Genomic DNA, 23,990 nt, shown 5'->3' on the forward strand with positions numbered 1-23,990 from the left:
AAACGCCACACGTCACATATGCACGTGTGGCTTATAAACTCATCAAAACAATTTTCAGATTAGTGACTCAAGATCACCTGGTTTCGACCTGAATGCTTTGCTTGATATAAAGCTTCATCAGCGCGAGCAATGGTCTCTGTCACTCGCTCTTGCTTCATCTCGGCAACACCGATACTGCATGTCAGCGGATCGCCATGAACCCAAAGGTGCTGGCTAACCAATAATCGAATGCGTTCAGCTTTTATCTGCGCCTCTCCGGCTTCGGTCTCAGGGCAAAAAACAATGAACTCTTCACCACCCCATCTCACCAACTTGTCGGTAGCGCTGATCGAACTGCCCACCACCATGCTGAACTCGCGTAAAATATGGTCACCCATTTGATGTCCGTACTTGTCATTTACACTCTTGAAGTAGTCGATATCGAGATACAACATACCCAGCTTGCCATGTCCTTGCTTCACATGTTGTGACTGCATTTTCAACCAATCACGAATCGCGTGGCGGTTTAGTATTCCGGTTAACTCATCACGATGGGCCATCTCTGAAAATTCAAAATTCTGTTCTCTCAGTGCGCGATTGACGTTCTTTAAGTGGTGATGTCTTTTCTCTGCGATCACCATGCGTTTTCTTGAACGGTTTAACTCTGACAGCAAGAATACGGTGCCCGTCCCCACCCACACAAACAGTAGGATCATGAACAAGCTTTCTGCGGTGATATACGAACCTTCGAACTCAACACTGCGGATGACGATTCTGTGGTGACCGAGTTTCGCTCCAGACGCAGTAGCAAACTCAACCATATTCACATTCGAAAATTCAGGGGCCGAATGCTCTAACGCAATGTCGTTGTCAGCCAGCCACCATGTCATCACTTGCAGATTTTTGATCGGGATTTCAATCACACCACCATCGATTCCTGGAGAAAACTCCATCCCATTGTACTTGTGCGTGTACTCGTCATCAGGAACTGAATAAGCAGGGTTGTAGTTACGTAGATAGGTTCTCAAACGGCCACTAGAGTCAGCCTTCGCATGGTAATCAATGTTCACTCTAAAGGTGTGGTACTGAGAAAGGTCAAGGCCCGAGGTGATGTCAGGGTTGATACGAATCGACAGCCCACAGTAAGGCCACGGATACTCAGATTCTTTAAGTTCACAATCGAGAGTGTACTGTCCATTTTCATAGGATAACTGGGACGTACTGACTCCCCTATCAACTTGATCACTGGTCGCGATAAATTCATATTTATCAGGGGTAATTGCCGTTATCACACGATTTCCGCTCACACGGTAATACTGCACAATGGCAAGCGTTGCGATAACTAGAAAGATAACAATCTTATGGATCCACTTCACGTCTAAGCTTCCTGCTTAATATCCCTATAGTTGGGATTTCACGATAAAAAACAAGTTAGATAAATTAGTGATCTTAATACCAATAAATCACTAAAAAACGTTATATCACGCCCGAACAAAATGTCATACTATATTTTAATGGATGTATTTGCTGTTGATTATTCACGGCGAGAATCAAGTAATATTGCGTATAAAAACAGGCTCTATTTGTTATACTCATCGCATAATCATCGTTAACCGTACTGCCTGCTCACAGCGCAATCGAGTCGACGAAATAATAATCAAAATACAACGAGTAATGTCATGTCTTTATTAGCAAAAGGAACACTCAAAAAGATGAGTGCTTCCCTTGATGGCGCGGTTACCTACCGTTTGCCTGTAGGCGAAGAGTTTGTAGAGCTAAACCCTCTGATTGGTAAAACCATCAACCTCACTCACACCGGCAATATTTTTTGCTGCTCATGTGGTAAGAAAACTAAGAAGAGCTACTCTCAAGGCCACTGTTTTGTGTGCATGAAAAAGCTAGCAAGCTGCGACATGTGCATCATGAAGCCAGAGACTTGTCACTACGATGAAGGCACGTGTCGCGAGCCTCAATGGGGTGAAGAGAACTGCATGGTTGATCACTTTGTTTACCTATCGAACACATCAAGCCTAAAAGTAGGTATCACTCGTCACACTCAAATCCCTACCCGTTGGATTGACCAAGGCGCGACTCAAGGTTTGCCTATCTTGAAGGTAAAAACACGTCAGATTTCTGGCCTGATCGAAGTTGAGTTAGCAAAGCACATTGCTGACAAAACCAACTGGCGCACGCTGCTTAAAGGCGACGGCGACGATATGGAATTGGTAGAAAAAGCCAAAGAACTGTTGCCGTTGGTTGAGGATAAAATCCAAGAGATCAGAGCGAAGTTTGGTGATGATGCTATCGAGATTCTGAGCGAAAACATCACTTCATTGAGCTACCCAGTTGAACAGCACCCAGTGAAGATTGTGTCGCACAACTTTGACAAGAACCCTGAAGTATCTGGTGTGCTGCAAGGTATTAAAGGCCAATACCTAATCTTAGATACGGGCGTGATTAACATCCGTAAATTTGGCTCTTACGAAGTGGAAGTGTCTGCATAACTTGTAGAACTTAAACGTTTCTTATAGTTAGAAGCGCTTAGTGAATAGCCAAAAAATAAAATGCCCTCAAGTGATGACTTGAGGGCATTTTTCGTTGTCGATCCTATTCGCTTTCGATGACGATTTTAGGCGTTAGAGCGCAACCACATCTCCGTCTACACAATTCTTGCCGTTGGCTTTCGCGCGATAGAGAGATTGATCGGTTAAATTCACGAGTGCATCAATCGTGACACCGTCTTCACAGGCTTGGCTATCACTGATTCCGATACTGACACTCGAATTAAATCGTAACTGTTCATCGATTCTGAATTCAACTTGATTGAACTGTTGGCGAATCTCTTCTGACACTTCGTGTGCTGTTTCAAGAGACGTGTTTGGGATAAATATAATGAACTCTTCGCCACCCCAACGGCCTGCGACTCCGCCGGCTTTCTCGGCACTGCGCTTGGTAATATTAGCCAAAGCACAAATGACCTCATCACCGACCATATGACCGTAAGTGTCATTAATCGACTTAAAATCATCGATATCTAGCAGCATACAAACAAGGTAGTTTTTAGAGGACATGTGCTCTCTCAACCACTCATAAATCGCTCTGCGGTTAAATAAGTCGGTCATTTCATCGAAGTTCGCTTGGTGTACCAACTGCTTTTCCAGCATCACCTTTTGAGTCACATCTTCGAGCACAACCTGAACGGCTGGCTGACCTTTCCAAGTAATCGCATTGTCGTAAATATTGAAGAACCGATGAACGCCGTCAAAGCCAATGTTTTCAACCACGGTACTAGTACCTGACAACTCCCCTGATACGATCGCGTGATAGTGCTTGCTGATGCCATCGGCATTCTGTTTTGGTACCAGTTCAAGGATAGAGTCCAGCTCTAATACTTGCTCGATGGAAGCCGCGCCTTGCATGTTGACCCAAGATTGATTAACCATCAGCGGCTTGAAATCTCGGTGAACCAAGATGCCCTGCCCAGATTGCATGATCATGTCGTGATACATCTTATCTTGCTCAAGCACCGCATTTTGCAGCTGAATCGCTGGGGAAAGATCGATAACCGTGACTTGCAGTGCAGGTCTTCCCTGCCACTCCGTCACATGGTCGATAGAAAACACGGTGAACTCTCTGCCATTACGATCAACATTGGTATAGGTGTGAACCTGAGGGTCGCGTTGACCACTGACCGTTTCAAGGTAATTTTGATAAGCTAAAACATGGTAATCTTCTGAGATTAAATCTAGAAAGCTATCGATATTAGAAACTAGTTCTTCGGGCGATTGGTATCCATAGATGCGAGCATAGTTAGCGTCAACACTCACTACATTCATATCTTGAATAGTTATTACACCGTACGTGGATTCGAAATTTATTGAAGACATTGCCAACTCCGCACTCTAGCTACACTTCATGAACTGGAGCATAACAACAAATCCTGCCAACGCTTCCACAGAATCTATCACGCGTTAGGGACATTAATATGGTATCTAGTATATCGTACTGTTGCGAGCTTCTCTACAATTCAATCGCTAACACCAGTTATCAAAAGTAGACAAGTCTCTCATTCCTATTACTCGCGTCAAAAAACAAAAAAAGATAACGTATATCTATGTAAGAATTAGCTTTTCTGTTTTCGACCTTAAAGTAGGTAGCTAGCGCTAATCACGACTCTTTTCAATTCCGTTCATTATTCACTTCTAGCATTTTGGCTGTTTGCTTAAAACCTCGTCGGTTATTCATTCCAATCGGAAAAATAAGACACTAAGAAGTCGATAGCCAGCCTTGCTCTCTGTGGAACAAAGCGACGGTTTTGATATACGATCCAACTGCTTGTACCTGCTCCCCAATATTCTTCTAGCACTGGAACGAGCTTTCCATTAGTCAGGCCGCCATTGAAACTGCTTTTGGGAAGGTAGACAACACCAAGCCCCTCTTCACAAGCTTTCAGTACTGCACTCGAATTGTTACTGCGCCAGCGCCCATGCACTCGCACTGCATTTAACGGTTTGCCCTCTTTCTCAAATAGCCACTGATCACTGTTGGCGATAATGCAGCTGTGCATTTTCAACTGCTCAGGGTGATTGGGCGTACCAAATTGCTCTATATAGTCTTTACTGGCTGCGGCCGCCATTGGGCGATCGACCAACTTTCTTGCCACCAGCCCTGAATCGTCTAATCGACCATAACGAATGGCAAAGTCGATACCATCTTCGATGAAGTTCACCATCTTAGTATTGAAGTTCATTTCTATGGTGAGTTCAGGATGATCTTTGGCAAATTCCATCAGCGCTGTCGCAACATGATTTTCTGCAAATGCACCCGCAGCACTAACACGTAATGTACCGCTAAGCTGAGTTTGTTGAGACGTGACTTGTTCATTCGCTTGCTGAAGCCCAATGACCAAATCTCTACACTGCTGATAATAGGTGTGACCCGATTCGGTCAGGCTCACCATTCGTGTAGAGCGTGCAAGCAGTGCCACGCCAACTCTCTCTTCCAACCTTGAAACTTGGCGACTGACATGACTAGTACTGCAACCCAACTGTTTTGCTGCTGCAGAAAAGCCGTGACACTCGGCTACCGCAACAAACTCATTAATACCTTCAAAGCTGTCCATACTTAATCTACCCGTATCTTATCTTTGCTATATAGCAACAATGTTTTTCCTGTTTAGTATATTATCACCTAATTGGTTTGGAACTAGTATTAGATACAACAAGACGGCGATAGCTAAGTAACAACACGATACCTAGCGCTTAACGAAAAGCGTCAGCATCTAATTACAGGCATCGTTTCTAAATAAAAAAACAGCAGCTCAAAGGGATGAATCATGAAAAAAATACTAATTCCAGTAACTAACCACGCAACACTTGGCGATACAGACCAAGCGAACGGTACTTACGCTCCAGAACTAACCCACGCTCTGAAAGAGATCATGGCTGCTGGATTCGAATACGACATCGCTTCTATCAATGGTGGCAAAGCCCCACTCTACGGAACGGATATTGAAGGAGATGTGGTTAACGCTGATATCTTGGCGGATGATGACTTCCAGAACCGCATCAACAATACGATTCCAGTAAGCCAAATCAATACTGAAAGCTACGATGCTATCTTCTACCCAGGTGGATTCGGTTTGCTTTCTGACTTAGCAACCGACGAGCAATTCGCAGCGATTGCGGCTAAGCACTATGAAGATGGTGGTGTGATCGCATCTGTATGTCACGGCCCAGCAGCATTGCTTCCGATTGTTTTAAGCAATGGCGAGAAGCTATTGAGCTCTAAATCGGTGACTGGTTTTACACGTGAAGAAGAGATCGACTTTGGCACAATCAATGACATTCCGTTCTTATTGGAAGAGTCTCTTGCTCGCAGCGCAGCGCGTTTCAACAAGGTTCAACCTTGGCAAGAGCTTGTGATTGTTGATGAGCGAGTGATTACCGGTCAGAACCCAACCAGTGCGCACGCAGTAGGTGCAGCTCTGGTTAAGCAGCTGTCTTAGTTAAATCAGAAACTTAATCGAGTAACCGCTTTAGTCTTAGTAACCGTCCTAATAGAATAACTGCCGTTAAACAGATATAAGTTCAATCAAACAAAAAGAGCATACTTCCTACTCAATATTATTGAGAGAAGTATGCTCTTTTCTAATTCTGTAGCTATTAAAGTGCTAGTTACTTCGTAAGATCCCTTCAAGCACATTAAACAACAAGTCGATCTCTTCAATCGAGTTGTAATGCATACAACCAATACGCACCACGCCCTGCTCTTCAATACCCAATTGCTTTACCAATCCTAATGCGTAGAAATGTCCGTTCCACACACAGATATTATGCTCACCTAACTTCTTAGCGATGAACTCTGGAGAGTGATTATCAAAGGTAATCGCAAACGTTGGGGTTCTTAGGTTCGAATCAAATTCGGTTTTCCCGTAAAGCTTTGCCCCTTCAAGATCGGACAAGCGTTTAAGGAAGTACTCGCTGAGTTGGCTTTCATGCTTATTATAAAGCGCGTAGCTTTGCTCTAAACGAGAACGCAGTGAATCTGTTGGCTCACCAAACTGCGCCAAGTAATCAACCGCCGCAATTACACCGGCAAGGCCTTCAAAGCTTTGCGTACCCGTTTCAAATCGGCCTGGGCCAATGTTAGTGGCAGGCTCTACCTTGTATGGCTTTAACGTATGCAGCCATTGAGGTGCAACATACGCAATGCCCACATGCGGGCCGAAGAATTTATACGCTGAACACGCTAAGAAATCACAATTCAGCTGCTGAACATCGATCAAGTGATGTGGCGCGTAATGAACGGCATCGACATAAACCTGCGCACCATGCTGATGTGCAAGCTCAATAACTTTTGCCATGTCGACAATAGAGCCAGTCGTGTTCGAAGCAAACGTCACCGCGACAAGCTTGGTTTTCTCGTTAAGCAGCGACTCAAAGTGCGCCATGTCTAGGCTGCAATCCGACTCGTCGACACGAACTTGGCGAACAATCGCGCCTTTGTCGTCTGCGGCTTGCTGCCAGCTTGATACATTCGAGTAATGGTCTAACGCAGTGACGATAACTTCATCGCCCTCTTTCCAATCGCGGCTGATCGCTCGGCTAAGTTGGAAGGTCAGCGAGGTCATGTTCGCACCGAACACAACGTTGCCAGAAGACTCAGCATTGAGTAGCGCTTGTGCCGCTTCTCTCGCTTGCTGCATTAAACCTGTGGTCTTCTGGCTAGAAAAGTAATGACCGCCTAGGTTTGAATTAAAGTGCCCAAGGTATTCCGTCATGGATGCTAAAACATTTTCAGGAACCTGAGAGCCACCCGGCCCATCAAAAAAGGTCACCGGCTTACCGTTATGGTATTGGCCTAGCGCGCTAAACTGCTGGCGCACATCATTAAGAGTGAAGGACATTGCGCGCATCCTTAGCCGTTAGAACAAACACATCCATGTAACCCATCTCGTCGTGGTCTATGGTGCGAATTGGCTGTGCGTTGTGCCATAGCTTACTGTCTGCAAGCATTGCAACTTCGCCGTCTTCAAGCACTTTTCTAAAGAACGGTGCTTCATGAGAATCTTGGTACAGCATGATCTCGCCACCCACAATGTTATGACGGTTAACACCAATTAAAGCGATGTGGTCGAAGCCATCTTGGTGAACACCTTCTGGCGCAACCTGTGTCTCTTCAAAAATGGCAGCGATGCGGATTTGGTGGATTTCGATTTCTTGCCCGTCTTCAAGCCCATTGGTTTCAATGAACAACTCACACATCTCTTGCATGCCTTCGCTGCTTAAGATTGGTGCTTCAATTGGTTCGAATTGGCGAACAACGTCACCTTGAAAGTGATTAATGTCTTCAGACTGAACAAAGTTATGTTTGTCTAGCTCTACGACTTGTCCATTACTGAATTGAACCACCGAGTACCTTCTCAATCGAAACTGACCATCCGCATGCTCTGTGCTTGGAAGCTTAGAGAATGACGGTGACAACTCCTCAACTGCGTGGTTACTGAGGTGGGTAATATGTAGGGTATTTTCGTGAGCATGTAACATCATCGACTCCTTAATGATTGTTAATTCACTTTCGATATTTAACGTTTTGTTTACATAAAGGATACTTGAAGATCTTGTCAAATCAACATTAAACAATCATTTATCCCGTCAGAAATAATAATTCAGATAGTAAAACTAACTTTAAATTCAAAAGCAGTGCATAACACCAGAATAAAAGATGGCCAACTCTTAAAACTAGCACACTCCACTAGCTAGTTATAAATCCCTGCAAATTTAAATTTAACGATATTATAAACTAGCAAGCTATGTTTCATATTGTGTCAGCCCTTTCCCTTTAATACGCCAGCCTTCTTGCCTGAGTTCAGGCATCACGCTCGCCATCATTCATTTCTATGCTTTTGCACCGCGAAATACGACCTACCTATCAATTGCCAAACTATTGATTATTTACACAACAAACTGAAATTGGTTAATTTATGAGTACGCCAGAAACCAAACGCCTTTGCTTGCGCGTCTGGAACAGGTCGAGTTCGGGGGGAACTCGGCCGCCCTTAAATAAATATGATCCCTTTCACGCAGCAGCTTCACTGACCTTTCAGTCACGAAAACACTCCGATTTAAACGATGCACACCTAATATGCATTAATGATCTGGTTTATGTGAAGAATTTGAATTGGGTATTGAGAAAGGAGTTTACTTAGTGTTTTCAGGCAACCAAGAGTATGAAACGTTTGAAATAGGTCAGAGCAATGGACGAAGCTTCAGGTCATAGGTAAGACGATAATGGCTGTGTAGTTAGAATAAGACTTGGTCGCTTAGTGATCACATTGTTTTAAGATCTTTAGCTAACAAGTTAGTGCTCCGAAACGTAACTGGAGTAATTTAACCAACTGAAAATTAAACCATTTTTTGTAATAATTTCATTCACACCACAAAGTGCCCATACAATGCCTCAGTTCACCTTGGACTGTTAGGTGTCTCAACAAAAAAGAGAAGCCAACGTGGGCTTCTCTTTTTTACTTCTGTGAGAACAGATTTTTGTAGAAAGTGCCAATTTGCAAGAGCAAAGTCAAATTATTCAATGCTCTACAATTGGAGGCTTTTATTATTTAGCAGAAAACATGACATAAATGAGCGGGCGATCTACCGTCCCCGACACTTTAGCTACAGTGCATGAAATATCACGCGTCATCAATCTTCTAAATGCAGGACAAATTAACTTGTTTATGTACCCTATCGGTTGTTCTGCGATAAACAAGGCGACTGCATTACAGTCAAATTCATTATCATTTTCACACTCAAAGCGAACCCGCGCACCTATATCTATAGAAGCAGCCTCATCACCAGTGATGTAGTAACGCGAACCTGCAACTTCCATTAAATAATCAAATGGTAGCTGTGCTTCCGATAAATCAGGGACTAAGTCGAAGCCATCACTAGGTAGCTGGATGCCGGTATGAGAAATTAAATCAAAATCAGTACCGTCGAAGTTCTCCGACAAATAATGGTTTGTTAAATACTTCCTGAAATCACGTCGCGAACGTGGTGGGAGCCTCTTCATAAATGTAGTCATTACGTCATTTGTATACACGTCATCACTTAAGCGAAAGGCAGGGTAGCCCATAAAGCCATGGTCCAAAGCGGCAATATAATCGGGTGTATCAACTAAATATGAAAACTCAAAACCACTAGCAGCCTTTTTAAGGAGCCCAACCAAGTAGCGCTGATTGCGATCGCTATTAGATTGCCAAGTCAAAAAGAGTGTTTCTACATGTAGTGGATTTTCTATCGTAATCATTTTTTTAATTCTTCTTTTATTAACTTAAAGCGTACTTCTAGATTCTTTTGAATCCACTCAAACCTTTCTCGAGTAAAAGGAACTTCCGCTTTAATCTTAGTTAAATCTTCTATTTCCGCTAGCATACTCACTAAGTCAAGGTTATCAACCTTTAGTTTAATGTGAGCATTACTCTCTTGATTAAAGTTGAAAAGAGCTTTAACAAGAAGAAAGTGCGGCACTCTATCCTGAGTATCTTCACGTTTTAACCTAAGGTGATGTTTTCCTTTCTTTATATATACTTTTAAGCGATGTTCATCCCAATCTCTAACATGCTCTATAAAGCGCTCATGGCCTAAACTAGTACCATTGTCGAATAAAGGGCTTAAGCAAGATATTTCTCCTGGTTTAAAAACCACTCCCCAGTTTTCCTGATGTCTATCCGTATTTCCGATCAAAGCATCAAACAATGCCATTTCAGATATCCAAAGCAACCCATTCGTTTTAAGGTTAGCTTTCATGGATAAAAGACGAATAATAATCCCCATATCCGTAAGATTATGCTCCTTACCCATTTTATCATCAAAATCTGGGATCATTCGCTTAAAATAAGAACCCGCATGAACAAAGCGCTCTACTTCCACATCATAAAACCATTCGATTAGAGAACCGTAAATGGTCTCACCTTCAGCCTGCTTCATTGCAGGCAACACTTTAGGGACATCAACACCTAAATGCTTAGATACGATATACGCAACTAGCTCTGTCCAGTACTGGTCAGGGTAACGATAGATAGACTCTTTAAACAAGTATGGCCAATTAGCTTTAACACCATCGACTTCGTATTCAGGAGACCAAATCATTTCTTTATCACGAGCGCCAACAGGGAAGACTGCATGGCGTTCATCTTTTTTCCAGTCGGTAACGTCAACAACTAACATAGGCTTATCTTAACCTTCTAATTCCACTACAATTCACTCTACACTCAATCAAAATTTAGTGAATGATATTAAACATATCACATAACCATTATGTGATATGTAAAGTTATTTAAGCCACTTGATACACTTCCAGTAGTTCCAATTTACCTAGCTGTGTGCCTGTTGGGAGTAAGTTCATTGCTCGTTCCTCATCTTTCTAACTTTGCCTATCAAACGTTGCGTGTAATCTTATAATTAAATACTGTTTTTATATACAGTTATTTGGGCGTGTTTTGATATGCTCGTTAGAAATCGAAAAGTCGGCAGCAACAATCCTTGAAGAAGATGATGGTTTCGCCGATCTTTAAGCCATGAAAACGTTTGTCTCGATTAAGTTCTAAACTATAACGATTAATTACACTTCTGCCCTTGTTTAACCTTTTATTGCCTCCATATTTTCCATACAATCCTAAGCGATTATAAATAAAAACAATTTCAATTTCGGAGTCCTCATGAGCGACGTAAAGCACTGTAATTTATTGATTCTTGGTTCTGGCCCTGCTGGCTATACAGCTGCAGTTTACGCTGCTCGTGCAAACCTAAACCCTGTACTTGTTACCGGTATGCAGCAAGGTGGTCAGCTTACAACCACGACAGAAGTGGAAAATTGGCCGGGTGATCCTGAAGGTTTAACGGGTCCAGCTCTAATGGATCGCATGAAAGAGCACGCAGAGCGCTTTGAAACAGAGATCCTGTTCGACCACATTAACGAAGTAGACCTATCAAACCGCCCTTTCCGTCTTAAAGGCGATTCTGGCGAGTACACTTGTGATGCGTTGATCATCTCAACGGGCGCATCGGCTAAGTACCTAGGTTTAGAGTCTGAAGAAGCATTCAAAGGCCGCGGCGTTTCTGCTTGTGCAACGTGTGATGGTTTCTTCTACCGCAACCAGAAAGTAGCGGTTGTTGGTGGTGGTAACACCGCTGTTGAAGAAGCACTTTACCTATCTAACATCGCGTCTGAAGTTCACCTTGTTCACCGTCGTGACACGTTCCGCGCTGAAAAGATTCTTGTTAAGCGTTTAATGGACAAAGTAGAGAACGGCAACATTGTTCTTCACACTGATCGCACGCTAGACGAAGTTCTAGGCGACGACATGGGCGTAACGGGCGTTCGTATTAAGGATACTCAGTCTGATAAAACAGAAGACATCGAAGTAATGGGCGCATTCATTGCTATCGGTCACCAACCAAACACTGAAATCTTCAAAGGCCAAGTGGACATGAAAGATGACTACATCATCGTTCAGTCTGGTCTTGAAGGTAACGCAACACAAACTAGCATCCCGGGCGTGTTCGCTGCAGGTGATGTAATGGACCACAACTACCGCCAAGCAATCACTTCTGCTGGTACAGGTTGTATGGCTGCACTGGATGCTGAACGCTTCCTAGATGGCCTTAACGATAAGTAAATCTGAGATTGCAGATTTGATTATCGGAGCTCTCGCCTCAGTAGATGCAGGGCATCATCACAATTTGTTGTAAATCCCTAGAGCCCAGCGGTATATCCACTGGGCTTTCTTTTGTATACTACCCGCCCTCAACAAATAATAATTATCATTAAGCCTTCATAATGGATAAGAAAAAACAACGCAGCTTGAACAAGTGGCTTAAGCAACAGAGTAAGTTAGCGAAACGCTGGCTTATGATTGCGATTAGCCTTGGCGTACTTTCAAGCGTGTTCTTAATTGCTCAAGCAGCTCTTCTCGCCTCTATTCTTCACCAGCTGATCATCGAGAATGTCGATAAATCTGAACTGGTTGGTCATTTCGCAGGCTTGGCATTATCGGTCGTTGGCCGTGCTGGCTGTACATGGGGACGTGAAATCGCAGGTTATCGCTGTGGTGAACAGATCCGGGTCTACATAAGGCAACTGATCCTTGATAAGTTACGTGAGTTAGGCCCTGCTTACATTAAAGGTAAACCTGCCGGTACGTGGGCAACGCTGTTGCTAGAACAAGTAGAAGACATGCAAGACTTCTTCTCTCGTTACTTACCTCAAATGTCTCTGTCGGTAATGATTCCATTCATTATTTTGGTTGTGGTGTTCCCAGTTAACTGGGCAGCAGGACTGATCTTCTTGATTACTGCTCCACTGGTGCCGATGTTCATGGCATTGGTTGGTATGAAAGCAGCCGATGCAAACCGTAAAAACTTCAAAGCACTGCAGCGTCTTTCTGGTCACTTTTACGACCGTTTGCAGTCAATGACAACCATCCGTCTATTTGATCGCACCAACGCTGAAACAGAGGTATTGAAAGGTGCATCTGAAGTGTTCAGAACGCGTACCATGGATGTGTTGAAAATCGCTTTCTTGTCTTCTGCTGTACTTGAGTTTTTCACGTCGATCTCTATCGCGATGACAGCGGTTTACTTTGGTTTCACCTACATTGGTGAGCTTAACTTCGGCCACTACGGCGCGGGCATTACGCTATTCGCAGGTTTGTTTATCCTTATCTTGGCGCCAGAGTTTTACCAACCTCTGCGCGACTTAGGTACTTTCTACCACGCGAAGCAACAAGCGGTTGGCGCTGCCGAAAGTATTGTCGAGTTCCTAGAAACAGACATCACTAAGGTTAAATCAGGCGACACTCAGCTCGACCCAGCTCAAGGCATCAATATTGAAGCTCAAGATCTGAAAGTATTGAGCCCTGAAGGTGTTCAACTGGTTGGTCCTATCTCGTTCGCGCTTAACACTCGCCAATCGACTGCGTTAGTTGGCCCAAGTGGTGCAGGTAAAACAAGTTTGATCAACGCCATTCTTGGTTTCATGCCTTATGAAGGAAGCTTGAAAATCAATGGCATTGAACTGCGTGACCTAGACTTAGCCTCTTGGCGTAAAACCATTAGCTGGGTTGGTCAAAACCCGTTGCTACTGCACGGCACAATTCGTGACAACGTCACTCTAGGTAAGCACGATATCACTGACCAAGTTGTCGAGAACGCACTTGAGCAGTCTTTTGCTAACGAATTCGTAAATGAGCACGGCTTGGATTACATGATTTCTGATCGCTCTGGCGGTCTGTCTGTGGGTCAATCTCAGCGTTTGGCTCTGGCTCGCGCAATGATTCAAGACGGTCAGTTCTGGTTGCTCGATGAACCCACTGCCAGCCTAGATACTCGTAGCGAACAGTTGGTAATGAAAGGCATCAATAGCAACATCGAAAGCCGCACTGCCCTGCTTGTGACGCACCAACTCGCTCCGCTTCAATCGGTCGATAACATTCTGGTTATGCGCGATGGTGGTCTGGTTGAACAAGGTCATTACTCTCAGCTTTCGACTGCGGGTGGTTTATTCGAAGAGATGCTTAACGCGAACTTAGCTCAACAAGATAATAAGGGTAATTTAGATGCGTGATTTACTGCCTTACCTGAAACTCTATAAAAAGCATTGGTTTGGCCTATCGCTAGGCATGCTATTGGCTTTTGCTACTCTGTCGGCTTCTATCGGCTTGTTAACGCTATCAGGCTGGTTTATTTCAGCTTCTGCGGTTGCTGGCCTTACGATTGCACGTGAAACCTTCAACTACATGCTACCAGGTGGTGGTGTACGTGGTTTAGCAATGAGCCGAACAGCGGGTCGTTGGGGTGAGCGTGTTGTGAGCCACAATGCGACATTCAAACTACTGACTGATCTGCGTATCTTCTTCTTTAAGAAGCTGGCTCCGCTGATCCCAGGTCGTATTTCAAACCTTCGTGATGCTGACCTACTGAACCGTTTGGTTGCTGATGTCGATGCAATGGACCACGTTTACTTGCGCTTAGTAAGCCCAGTGACGGTGGGTGTATTTGGGATCTTCTTCCTGACTCTGTTCTTGATGTGGTTTGATAGCTCACTAGGTTTAATCCTAGGTTCTATCCTTCTTATCATGCTGTTGGTTTGGCCAATCTTGTTCTACAAGCTTGGTAAACGTAATGGTGGTGAGCTAACACAGAACAAAGCGGATCTTCGTGTAACGACGCTTGATTGGATTGAAGGCTACAGCGAGCTAACTCTGTTCGGTGCTGAGGAGCGTTACCGTAATGCGATTCTAGAAACGCAACGCAAGCTGATGGCGAATCAGTTTGTGAACGCTAACCTAACCGGTATGGCTTCAGCAGCGCTAATGCTGTTCAACGGTTTGACGCTGGTTCTTATGCTTTGGCTTGCGGCTGACGGCGTGGGTGGTAATGCACCAGACCCGTTCATCGCGCTAATGGCGTTCGCAACCATGGCAAGTTTTGAGCTATTGATGCCAATCGCAGGCGCGTTCCAGCATTTAGGTCAGACTCTGTCTTCTGCACGCCGCTTGAACGAAGTTATTTTGTCGGAGCCTGAAGTTCAGTTCGCTGAAGAGAAGCTCGACATCAACAAGCCACTTGATATTACGTTCTCAAACGTGACGTTCAACTACCCTGACTCTGAGCGCAATGTTCTGAACGCTGTCGACCTAACGATCCCTGCAACGAACAAGGTTGCGATTGTGGGTCAAACGGGTTCTGGTAAATCGACTCTGATTCAGCTTCTGACTCGCTACTGGGATCCTAAGAAGGGTTACATCTCAATCGCGGGCATTGAACTGACTCAGTGGAATGAATCACAGCTTCGTGAATCAATCAGTGTGGTAAGCCAGCGTGTCGACATTCTAAATGGTACTTTGCGTGACAACTTGTTGATTGCAAGACCAGAAGCAACCGATGATCACTTAGCCAATATCCTAAAAGACGTTGGCCTAGAAAAGTTGCTTGAGAATAACGCACTTGATAGCTGGTTAGGTGACGGTGGTCGTCAACTGTCTGGTGGTGAGAAGCGCCGTATTGGTATCGCACGTACGATTCTTCATGATGCCCCTATCCTGCTTCTTGATGAGCCAACAGAAGGCTTAGATAAGCAAACCGAGCAAAGCATCATGGCACTGTTCGAGAAGCACTTTGAAGGCAAGACGGTTATCTTCATTACGCACCGTTTGATTGGTTTAGAATCGATGGATTCTATCGTTCTGATTGAACAAGGCGAGATTGTTGAAAACGGCTCTCATGAGAAACTGTTAAACGAAGAAGGACGTTATTTCCAACTTCGTCAGGCAATCTAGCTTCCCCTTAAGCTATAAAGAAAACGATTCAAGGCCCGAGTTTATGCTCGGGCTTTTTTGTGTCTGTGATTCTCCTGAACTACACCCTTCTCCAATCAAACTTGGCCAGTCACTTACAATAAGTACTGACCTTGATGCCAATACCCAAACAGCTTAAAAACGACAAGCGAACGACCCTGCGATGGTTAAATTTATGGAGCAGTACTTCCCTACTCGTGCCAACCTTAAAGCGAAATTCCCTGGCTATCCGAATAACTAGTTAGGGATTCATAACTCTAACTAGCACGCACAAAAAAGCCGAATGTGATAATCACATTCGGCTTTTAAATTACGAGTTAGTGCTTAAAGCTTGAAGCGGCTGATTTCGCTTTCTAGCTCGTGAGACAGCTCAGAAAGTTGAGCGGCTTGCTCTGCAGCTTGGTGTGCTTCGTCTGCTAGCTCGTTAGATACGTCACGGATTCCTTCAGTGTTACGAGTAATCTCAGACGTTACTGACGCTTGCTCTTCTGCAGCAGAAGCAATCTGTGTTGCCATGTCACTGATGCGTTCAACAGCAGCATGGATTTGCGTTAGGCTTGCAGCCGCTGAGTTCGCGTCATCAACACTGGTTTCAGCAAGTGTACGGCTATCGTTCATGATGTTAACCGCTTTGCCTGTTGTACCTTGCAGCAACTCAATCGTTTGTTGAATTTCTTGCGTTGAACCGTGTGTACGTTGGCTCAGAACTCGAACTTCATCCGCTACTACTGCGAAACCACGACCTTGCTCACCGGCACGTGCTGCTTCAATAGCGGCGTTAAGTGCAAGTAGGTTCGTTTGTTCTGCAATACCTTGAATGTTAGACAAGATAGCGTTGATGCTGTTGCCGTGCTCTTCAAGCTCGAGAATCACGTTAGTTGCGATTTGAACTTCTTGAGCAAGGTTTTGGATAGAGCTTTGAGTCTGTGTCACTTGACCAGTACCGTGCTCACACGCGCCAACCGCTTCAGATGAGTTCTGTGCAGTGTGGTCTGCGTTACCTGCGATCTCTTGTGTTGCTGCAGCCATTTCATTAACGGCTGTTGCTACCATGTTGATCTCGTCTTGTTGCATTTGGATACGAGCACTACGTTCTTCAGCTTGAGAAGCCGTTTGACGTGCTTGGTTGCCTAGCGCAGCAGATACTTCGCTTAGCTTGATCACCATGGTGTGCATGTTACCCACAAAGCGGTTGAAGTTTGCTGCAAGCTGACCAATTTCGTCGTCGCTCTTAGGCTCAAGGCGTTGAGTAAGATCGCCCTCACCTGAAGCAATTTCTTCAAGTGCTGCTGAAACGCGGTTTAGGTCGCGGAATAGGAAGCTTACTAACCAAGACACGAGTACGATTACGATGAGCGTAATAACGACAGCAGTGATGATCAGCTGAGTAAGTAGCGTTGAGTGGTTCGCTTCTTCTGTTGCTTTGTCCATCTGAACCGCGAAGATCCAGTTAGTGTTAGGCACCTTCGTGAAGTAAAGCAGCTTGTCTGCGCCGCGCTCTTTGATGATCTCGATGCTACCCGTACGCACTGCGTTTTCGATGATAGGCATAGAGATATCGTTTGAAAGCTGGCTTACCGGCTTCAAGCTTAGTGCTGAATCTGGGTGTGCTAGGAATGTGCCGTCAGAGGCATCAATTAGCATTGCGTAAGCGTTGTCACCAACATCAAGGCTGATTACATCGTTAACCAACTGGTCGATCAGTACGTCTGCACCAACAACACCAACAAGTTGGCCGTTGTGGCGAACAGGTTCTGCGATCGTTACTAGAAGTGCTTTGGTGATTGCATCTTGGTAAGCCGTAGTAATGATTTGCTTACCTGCAGCGTTTGCTTCTTGGTACCAAGGACGTTGACGAGGATCGTAATCTGCACGATTACGTTCAGGATGTGAACGGTACATTCCACCTTCTGGAGTACCTAAAAAGATATCGTCAAAGCCACCCGCTACACGAGCTTGTCTAAGGAAAGGAACAACATCATCCTCTCGTGAAAAGTCATTAAATGCTGATGCGATATCAGTACGGATATCAATCCAGTTTTTAATACCTTCAGATGCTGCTTCAGATACGCTTTCAGCTCGTAGGTATACGCCATTACGAGTCTGTTCAAATAATTGGTTTGCTGATAACCAAGTCAACGCTGTAGCCATAACGACAACAGCAGATAGGCTAGCGCCTATCAACTTCTGCTTTAGTGTTAGTTTCATGTCAAAGTTTCACGAGTGGTGGGAAATCTCGCGCATACTACCCAATATCAGTATTAAATTCGAGCAATTTTATAATTTAATATCGGAATATAATTTTAAGCAAACCATAAGCTTACCTAATGTCAATTCCTTGGCTTGTCGCCAAATTTAAGGCGGCATTATCTCTACGGTTATTAGTATTTTTATCGCACTTCACATGTTAAAAAGAGACAAGAAAACACGGTAAAGAAGAAACAAAAAAGGCAGAAGAGTTTCCTCTTCTGCCTTCATATTATTTACCACTCTACTGCGTATAAATTGCAGTAGATTTCAGCTTACAAAGCCTAGCGTTTTTCTGTACGCATACCCATTAGCAAGCTCACACACATCAGTAATAGAATGATGGTGAATGGCAATGCTGTAGAGATTGCACCCGCTTGTAGAGCTTGTACTGCTTCAGTACCACCAACCCACAATAGAGCCACAGCAATCGCACCTTCTAGGAACGCCCAGAACACACGTTGAGGCACAGGCGTATCAACTTTACCACCCGCGGTGATGCTGTCGATTACTAGAGAGCCTGAGTCAGACGATGTAATGAAGAAGACTAGAACCAATACAACCGCAATGATTGAAAGCAGAGTCCCGAACGGCAGTGCATCAAACATTTGGAACATTGCTAGTGATACATCTGTTAGGCCGTCTTGACCAAGAATACCAACGTTATTCACGATTTGGTCAATCGCCATGCCACCGAATACTGACATCCAAATGATAGTCACTGTAGTCGGTACAATCAGTACTGCTGTGATGAACTCACGAACGGTACGACCTTTAGAAACACGTGCGATAAACATACCTACGAATGGAGACCATGAGATCCACCAAGCCCAGTAGAATACAGTCCAACCGTGCATCCACGTTTCATCTTCACGACCGTGAGGGTTACTCAACGGAATGATGTTTTCAATGTATGCCATCAATGTCGTTGGGATAGAACCTAAAGTCACCGCGTAGCCGATTAGAGCCACTAAGATAAGCAGTAGGAAAGCCACCAACATGTTGATGTTACTGATAACTTTAACGCCACCATCAATACCACGAAGTACTGATACTACCGCCAATAAAGTCACCGCTGTAATCACAATAACTTGCAGACCTAAGCCCGCTTCAATGCCGAATACATGCTGAATACCACTTGCCGCTTGTTGTGCACCAAGACCTAACGATGTCGCCAGACCAAATAGCGTTGCAAGTACAGCAAGAATATCAACAATGTGACCTGCCCAGCCCCAAGCTCTATCACCTAAAATTGGGTAAAAGATAGAACGGATAGAAAGAGGCAATCCCTTGTTGTAAGAGAAAAACGCAAGTGACAGTGCTACTACGCCATAAATCGCCCAAGGGTGTAGACCCCAGTGATACATGGTTGCGCCCAATGCCAGTTTTGCAGCTTCTGGTGTGTTTGGTTCAACACCTAACGGAGTTTCAAACCAACCCGTGAAGTAAGCCGCTGGCTCTGCCACACTCCAGAACATCAAGCCGATACCCATACCTGCGGCAAACAGCATCGATAGCCAAGAGAAGAATGAGTAATCTGCCGTCGCATCAACACCACCAAGGCGGATTTTGCCGTACGGAGAAACAATCAAACCTAAGCAGAAAATTACGAAAATATTACCCGACCAGATGAAAAGCCAATCAAACGAATTGATAATCTGGCCTTTAACGCCATCTAGCGCAGCCTTTGCTGAAGCGGTATCTGTAATAAGAACACCGATCAGGAACAAAGCGATAAGTCCCGCACTAATACCAAATACTGGGTTATGAACATCAAAACCCCATTTTTGGACGTTATCTTGACCGACAGTGTAATCCGTACTGTCGATACTGTATTTATCTATACCTTTAGTCATTATCCCTCTCTACGGAATTCTATTAGGGTCTATTGACCTCGTATTCCTTACTTACCTGCGACTTAATTACAAACTCGAACCTACGATCCAAGTAGTACAAGCTGTTGTCACAATAATTCAAATACTTGGATGTCTGAAGTTTAGCAGGTTAACTTGTTGTTTTCAGTAAACTAGAATCGGTTCGATGGAATTTCAAACAATATTCACGTAATTACTCAAGTTTATGACGAAAAAAAGGTCGACCCTGTCGACCTTTTTATCAAAAATACTTTTAACTCAAAGCATTTTGGTGCTTAACCAATTGATTTTCAGTTCGTAAACCTAGCAATAAGCTTAGGCACATAAGCAATAATATGAAGGCAAATGGTAGCGCCATCGATACCGTTCCAGCTTGCAGTGCTTGAATAGATTCCGTACCACCAACCCATAGTAGAACCGCTGCAATCGCGCCGCCCATCAACGCCCAAAATACACGTTGTGGAACCGGTGCATCCACTTTACCGCCAGAGGTAATGCTATCGATAACCAATGAGCCTGAATCAGAAGAGGTGATAAAGAACACCATAATCAAACCAATCGATACCACTGAAAGCACAGAGCTCATTGGCAGAGCATCGTAAGTATGGAAAAGAGAAAGTGTAATATCTTGCAGACCATTCACACCAATCTCGCCCACCTTGTTCGCCACTTGATCAATCGCGATGCCACCGAAAATAGCCATCCAGATGATGATTACTGTCGTTGGGATGAACAATACAGCAACGATGAATTCACGAATCGTTCGACCTTTAGAGATACGAGCGATGAACATGCCTACGAATGGTGACCAAGACATCCACCATGCCCAGTAGAATACCGTCCAACCTTGCATCCACGTTTCGTCATCACGACCGTGAGGATTGCTTAAGGGAATGAAGTTTTCAATGTAGCCCATTAGCGCGGTTGGGATTGCTTTAATACCCGCCATGCCACCAGCGATGGTAACGAAGATAAGTAAGCCCAAAGCAACCAGCATGTTCACATTACTCAGAAGCTTTACACCACCGTTGATGCCACGAACCACGGACATTGTCGCTAAGAAAGTAACCACTGCGATAACAATCAGCTGCATGCCAATACCGCCATCGGTACCAAATACATGGTTAATACCACTGGTCGCTTGTTGAGCACCTAAGCCCAATGAAGTTGCAAGGCCAAATAGCGTTGCAAGCACAGCGACGATATCAACAATATGACCAAACCAACCCCAAGTTCTATCACCCAAGATAGGGTAGAAAATAGAGCGGATTGATAGAGGTAAACCTTTATTGAAGGTGAAGAAGGCAAGCGCTAGAGCAACAACCGCGTAAATCGCCCAACCGTGCAGACCCCAGTTGTAGATGGTTGCACCAAGAGCCAACTTCGCCGCTTCAGGAGAGTAAGCTTCAACACCTAGTGGTGTTTCATACCAGCCAGTGAAATAAGCTACTGGCTCAGCAACACCCCAGAACATTAAGCCAATACCCATTCCTGCGGCGAATAACATCGACATCCAAGATAGGTTTGAGTGCTCTGCTTTGGCATCATTGCCACCAATACGTATCTTGCCATACGGGGAGACAATGAGGGCAAAACAGAAAATTACGAAGATGTTTGCTGCCCACATGAAGAAACCATCGAAGTTACCAATGACTTTCCATTTGATTCCATCAAGCGCCGCTTTTGCGGTTTCAGGGTCTGCGACTAGAAGTGCCAACAGGAAGATAATGATCGCCCCTGCACTGATTCCAAATACTGGGTTATGAACATCAAAACCCCATTTCTGAACGTTATCTTGTCCTACTGTATAATCGGTATTTTCAATACTATACCTATCTTTTACAGGCTCCATGCTTCCTCTCTAATTTGCAGCGCACAGTTTGCAACATTGCATTCGGCGCTTAAATTTCGAAAAGAAGAATATCAACCTGTCGCAAAAATACTAAAAAAACCTCCATAAAGGAGGCGTAAATTACACATTTAGTAATTAAATTACACATTTAACGTTATTTAGCGTAAGATCAGTCCACAAGCCCGGAGCTGACCGCATATTTAGCAAGCTCTGCCGTAGAGTGAATATCGAGCTTATGCTTAATATTTTGCCTATGGGTTTCTACCGTTCGATAGCTGATATTCAGCGCCTTTGCGACCTCTTTACTGCTCTCCCCTTTTGCGACTAATTTCAGCACAGCCTCTTCACGTCTGCTCAATGGATTCTTGACAGATGGCGTGGGAGTAATCGGCTGAGTAAACAAATTCTGCGTGACTTTTTCACAGAAATAGGTCGATCCTTGATTGACCGTTTTGATTGCCTGTACCATTTTTTCAGCCGAAATCTCTTTCAACATGTAACCGACAGCACCCGACTGCATCACCTTCATGATGTATTCACGGTTGTTATGCATGGTCAGCATCAGGACCTTGGCTTCTGGGTCTTCTTCTTTAATCAGATGGGTGGCATCAATGCCATTCATGATAGGCATGCTGATATCCATCAACACCACATCAGGGCGCAGAGACTTAACCACCTCTACCGCTTCTAGTCCATTGCTGGCCGTACCTATCACGCTAATATCTGGCTCGAGTTCCAATCTCGCCATAAAGCCATCCAGTACCACTTGGTGATCATCAGCAATCACAACTCGAATAACTTCACTCATTCATTAATCCCTCTAGTGTCAGTAACACTGTAATTTCCGTTCCGAGGCCAATCTCACTCATCAATTCAAAGTCACCACCGATGAACTCCACTCGCTCTCTCATGTTACGCAGCCCGATCCCTCGTTTTTCCATCGCTTTATAGGTGTTGAAACCGACACCGTTATCTTGAATCAGTAGTTGCAACACATTACCAATTTGCTGAGCGATAACCGTTACTTTGGTCGCTTGCGCGTGTTTCTCGATATTATTCAGCGACTCTTGCACCACTCGATACAAGGTTGTCGCAGCCTCAGATTTCAACTTACCCTGTTGAGTGCTAAACAAGGTTTCTACTTCAATACCCGAATGCGCCTGAAAATCTAACAACAATGAAGACAATGCCGCCTCTAAACCAATATCATCCAACGAACTTGGACGAAGTTGATGCGAGATGTGCCTCACTTCTTCGATCGCTCGCATCAGTGAATGCTGCGACTTATTCAAATGTGCTTTAAGGTCTTCATTTTGTAGCTTATTACCGAGCAGTTCCAAATGGCAACGACTCGACACTAATAATTGGTTAATACCATCATGCAACTCACGCGCTAGATGCTTCTTCTCGTCTTCTTGGAACATCACCGTCTTATGCGCCAGCTCCTTTAAGTTGTTATCAGCAATCCGATGTTCATGCATGTTAATAGCCAAGGTCAGCACGATGATGACCGCGACCGTTACGCTCAAAATCACCACAATCGAAAAGAACGTGGTTTCAATATTCTTATTTATCGCAGCCTGCATCGAAGCCACTTCTTGGTGTACGTCTTCAATATACAAGCCGGTGCCAATCATCCAGTCCCAACGCTCTAACCAAGCGGCGTAGCTCAGCTTAGACACCACCTCACCCGTCGAAGGCTTTTGCCACAAATACTGGTGAAACCCGCCTCCGGTTTGCGCTTCTCTTAACAGAGCCTCTATCAGAAAATCGCCATCTTCATCTTGCAGTTGGAGTAGGTTTTGGCCTATCAATTCTGGCTGAATTGGATGAACCAAGTTGGTCCCGTGGCGATCGTATGCGAAGAAGTACCCATCAGAGCCATATCTAAGTTTAGACAATATGGTTCGAACTTTTTTTTTGGCTTGGGCTTCTTGGATATTTGGATCGTTATAGACGTGTTCTATGGCGTCGAAAGCGAGGTCAACCGTGTCTTTGAGGGCGTTTTCACGCGACTTGATTAGGCTATCTCTAAAGATCTCGACTTCTTTAGCGCCTAACGTTTTAGTCTGGTGCAGCGAGATCCAGCTAATACTCGCCGTTACCAGCAGCAACGGGAGCAGCGTCAGCAAAATCAGCTTGGCTTTTAGAGGCATTCCTTTCCCTCACAAAAAACGGCTTA

Annotated in this window: 17 protein-coding genes; 5 read left to right on the forward strand and 12 right to left on the reverse strand. The window is 44.5% G+C overall.

Annotated elements, in window-relative coordinates; all coding sequences use genetic code 11:
• Nucleotides 1-59 precede the first annotated feature (59 nt).
• The gene (locus AB4503_RS09280) at nt 60-1,355 is read right to left on the reverse strand and encodes a GGDEF domain-containing protein (RefSeq protein ID WP_372114406.1); all 1,296 of its coding nucleotides are present in this window, start codon (nt 1,353-1,355) and stop codon (nt 60-62) included.
• Between the two features lie 303 nt (nt 1,356-1,658).
• Here AB4503_RS09280 and AB4503_RS09285 point away from each other — a divergent pair, with 303 nt between their 5' ends.
• The gene (locus AB4503_RS09285) at nt 1,659-2,483 is read left to right on the forward strand and encodes a DUF2797 domain-containing protein (RefSeq protein WP_029235797.1); all 825 of its coding nucleotides are present in this window, start codon (nt 1,659-1,661) and stop codon (nt 2,481-2,483) included.
• Nucleotides 2,484-2,615: 132 nt separating this feature from the next.
• Here the strand turns inward: AB4503_RS09285 and AB4503_RS09290 are convergent, their stop codons facing one another.
• Nucleotides 2,616-3,866: a diguanylate cyclase gene (locus AB4503_RS09290; protein ID WP_372114408.1), complete on the reverse strand. Its 1,251-nt coding sequence runs from the start codon at nt 3,864-3,866 to the stop codon at nt 2,616-2,618.
• Nucleotides 3,867-4,216: 350 nt separating this feature from the next.
• Nucleotides 4,217-5,101, reverse strand: coding sequence for a LysR family transcriptional regulator (locus tag AB4503_RS09295; protein ID WP_372114409.1), 885 nt, complete (start codon nt 5,099-5,101; stop codon nt 4,217-4,219).
• A gap of 213 nt (nt 5,102-5,314) precedes the next feature.
• Here AB4503_RS09295 and AB4503_RS09300 point away from each other — a divergent pair, with 213 nt between their 5' ends.
• Nucleotides 5,315-5,986 carry a type 1 glutamine amidotransferase domain-containing protein gene (locus tag AB4503_RS09300; RefSeq protein ID WP_372114410.1) on the forward strand — a complete coding sequence of 224 codons (672 nt, stop codon included), beginning with the start codon at nt 5,315-5,317 and terminating at the stop codon, nt 5,984-5,986.
• Between the two features lie 165 nt (nt 5,987-6,151).
• On the opposite strand, the gene AB4503_RS09305 is transcribed toward AB4503_RS09300, so the two are convergent.
• The 4 genes from AB4503_RS09305 to AB4503_RS09320 form a co-directional block, all read right to left on the reverse strand.
• The gene (locus AB4503_RS09305; protein ID WP_372114412.1) at nt 6,152-7,387 is read right to left on the reverse strand and encodes a cysteine desulfurase-like protein; all 1,236 of its coding nucleotides are present in this window, start codon (nt 7,385-7,387) and stop codon (nt 6,152-6,154) included.
• Nucleotides 7,371-8,027, reverse strand: a complete 657-nt coding sequence (locus AB4503_RS09310) for a 2OG-Fe dioxygenase family protein (RefSeq protein WP_029405418.1) — start codon at nt 8,025-8,027, stop codon at nt 7,371-7,373. The genes AB4503_RS09305 and AB4503_RS09310 overlap by 17 nt, the downstream gene beginning before the upstream one ends.
• A 1,066-nt stretch (nt 8,028-9,093) precedes the next feature.
• Nucleotides 9,094-9,786 carry a hypothetical protein gene (locus AB4503_RS09315; protein ID WP_372084483.1) on the reverse strand — a complete coding sequence of 231 codons (693 nt, stop codon included), beginning with the start codon at nt 9,784-9,786 and terminating at the stop codon, nt 9,094-9,096.
• Nucleotides 9,783-10,706, reverse strand: coding sequence for a HipA domain-containing protein (locus AB4503_RS09320; RefSeq protein ID WP_108098779.1), 924 nt, complete (start codon nt 10,704-10,706; stop codon nt 9,783-9,785). The genes AB4503_RS09315 and AB4503_RS09320 overlap by 4 nt, the downstream gene beginning before the upstream one ends.
• A gap of 491 nt (nt 10,707-11,197) precedes the next feature.
• Between AB4503_RS09320 and trxB the strand changes: the two genes are divergently transcribed.
• The 3 genes from trxB (at nt 11,198) to cydC (ending at nt 15,817) form a co-directional block, all read left to right on the forward strand.
• A complete protein-coding gene (gene trxB / locus AB4503_RS09325; protein WP_061021606.1) occupies nt 11,198-12,157 on the forward strand; it encodes a thioredoxin-disulfide reductase in 960 nt (319 codons plus the stop codon).
• Nucleotides 12,158-12,318: 161 nt separating this feature from the next.
• Nucleotides 12,319-14,103, forward strand: a complete 1,785-nt coding sequence (gene cydD / locus AB4503_RS09330; RefSeq protein WP_050635120.1) for a heme ABC transporter permease/ATP-binding protein CydD — start codon at nt 12,319-12,321, stop codon at nt 14,101-14,103.
• Nucleotides 14,096-15,817: a heme ABC transporter ATP-binding protein/permease CydC gene (gene cydC, locus AB4503_RS09335; RefSeq protein ID WP_372114415.1), complete on the forward strand. Its 1,722-nt coding sequence runs from the start codon at nt 14,096-14,098 to the stop codon at nt 15,815-15,817. Before cydD ends, cydC begins: the two co-directional genes overlap by 8 nt.
• A gap of 342 nt (nt 15,818-16,159) precedes the next feature.
• Here the strand turns inward: cydC and AB4503_RS09340 are convergent, their stop codons facing one another.
• From AB4503_RS09340 to AB4503_RS09360, 5 genes are all read right to left on the reverse strand, one after another.
• Nucleotides 16,160-18,043, reverse strand: a complete 1,884-nt coding sequence (locus tag AB4503_RS09340; RefSeq protein ID WP_017070254.1) for a methyl-accepting chemotaxis protein — start codon at nt 18,041-18,043, stop codon at nt 16,160-16,162.
• Between the two features lie 323 nt (nt 18,044-18,366).
• Complete coding sequence (locus tag AB4503_RS09345) at nt 18,367-19,938, reverse strand: BCCT family transporter (protein WP_017060963.1); 1,572 nt, start codon at nt 19,936-19,938, stop codon at nt 18,367-18,369.
• A gap of 271 nt (nt 19,939-20,209) precedes the next feature.
• Nucleotides 20,210-21,808: a BCCT family transporter gene (locus AB4503_RS09350; protein ID WP_017066829.1), complete on the reverse strand. Its 1,599-nt coding sequence runs from the start codon at nt 21,806-21,808 to the stop codon at nt 20,210-20,212.
• 169 nt (nt 21,809-21,977) lie between these two features.
• Entirely contained in the window at nt 21,978-22,616 is a 639-nt protein-coding gene (locus AB4503_RS09355) for a response regulator transcription factor (RefSeq protein WP_017060961.1), read from the reverse strand.
• A complete protein-coding gene (locus tag AB4503_RS09360; protein ID WP_019821218.1) occupies nt 22,609-23,964 on the reverse strand; it encodes a cache domain-containing protein in 1,356 nt (451 codons plus the stop codon). The genes AB4503_RS09355 and AB4503_RS09360 overlap by 8 nt, the downstream gene beginning before the upstream one ends.
• Nucleotides 23,965-23,990 lie beyond the last annotated feature (26 nt).

This window comes from Vibrio sp. 10N.222.55.B11 (genome assembly GCF_041473705.1).
Classification (GTDB): Bacteria; Pseudomonadota; Gammaproteobacteria; order Enterobacterales; family Vibrionaceae; genus Vibrio; species Vibrio crassostreae_C.

What these genes read in the sequence shown, in the direction of transcription:
- AB4503_RS09285 (WP_029235797.1), top strand. Translation starts at nt 1,659, where the DNA reads ATGTCTTTATTAGCAAAAGGAACACTCAAAAAGATGAGTGCTTCCCTT.
- AB4503_RS09290 (WP_372114408.1), bottom strand. Translation starts at nt 3,866, where the DNA reads ATGTCTTCAATAAATTTCGAATCCACGTACGGTGTAATAACTATTCAA.
- AB4503_RS09295 (WP_372114409.1), bottom strand. Translation starts at nt 5,101, where the DNA reads ATGGACAGCTTTGAAGGTATTAATGAGTTTGTTGCGGTAGCCGAGTGT.
- AB4503_RS09300 (WP_372114410.1), top strand. Translation starts at nt 5,315, where the DNA reads ATGAAAAAAATACTAATTCCAGTAACTAACCACGCAACACTTGGCGAT.
- AB4503_RS09305 (WP_372114412.1), bottom strand. Translation starts at nt 7,387, where the DNA reads ATGTCCTTCACTCTTAATGATGTGCGCCAGCAGTTTAGCGCGCTAGGC.
- AB4503_RS09310 (WP_029405418.1), bottom strand. Translation starts at nt 8,027, where the DNA reads ATGTTACATGCTCACGAAAATACCCTACATATTACCCACCTCAGTAAC.
- AB4503_RS09315 (WP_372084483.1), bottom strand. Translation starts at nt 9,786, where the DNA reads ATGATTACGATAGAAAATCCACTACATGTAGAAACACTCTTTTTGACT.
- AB4503_RS09320 (WP_108098779.1), bottom strand. Translation starts at nt 10,706, where the DNA reads ATGTTAGTTGTTGACGTTACCGACTGGAAAAAAGATGAACGCCATGCA.
- trxB (WP_061021606.1), top strand. Translation starts at nt 11,198, where the DNA reads ATGAGCGACGTAAAGCACTGTAATTTATTGATTCTTGGTTCTGGCCCT.
- cydD (WP_050635120.1), top strand. Translation starts at nt 12,319, where the DNA reads ATGGATAAGAAAAAACAACGCAGCTTGAACAAGTGGCTTAAGCAACAG.
- cydC (WP_372114415.1), top strand. Translation starts at nt 14,096, where the DNA reads ATGCGTGATTTACTGCCTTACCTGAAACTCTATAAAAAGCATTGGTTT.
- AB4503_RS09340 (WP_017070254.1), bottom strand. Translation starts at nt 18,043, where the DNA reads ATGAAACTAACACTAAAGCAGAAGTTGATAGGCGCTAGCCTATCTGCT.
- AB4503_RS09345 (WP_017060963.1), bottom strand. Translation starts at nt 19,938, where the DNA reads ATGACTAAAGGTATAGATAAATACAGTATCGACAGTACGGATTACACT.
- AB4503_RS09350 (WP_017066829.1), bottom strand. Translation starts at nt 21,808, where the DNA reads ATGGAGCCTGTAAAAGATAGGTATAGTATTGAAAATACCGATTATACA.
- AB4503_RS09355 (WP_017060961.1), bottom strand. Translation starts at nt 22,616, where the DNA reads ATGAGTGAAGTTATTCGAGTTGTGATTGCTGATGATCACCAAGTGGTA.
- AB4503_RS09360 (WP_019821218.1), bottom strand. Translation starts at nt 23,964, where the DNA reads ATGCCTCTAAAAGCCAAGCTGATTTTGCTGACGCTGCTCCCGTTGCTG.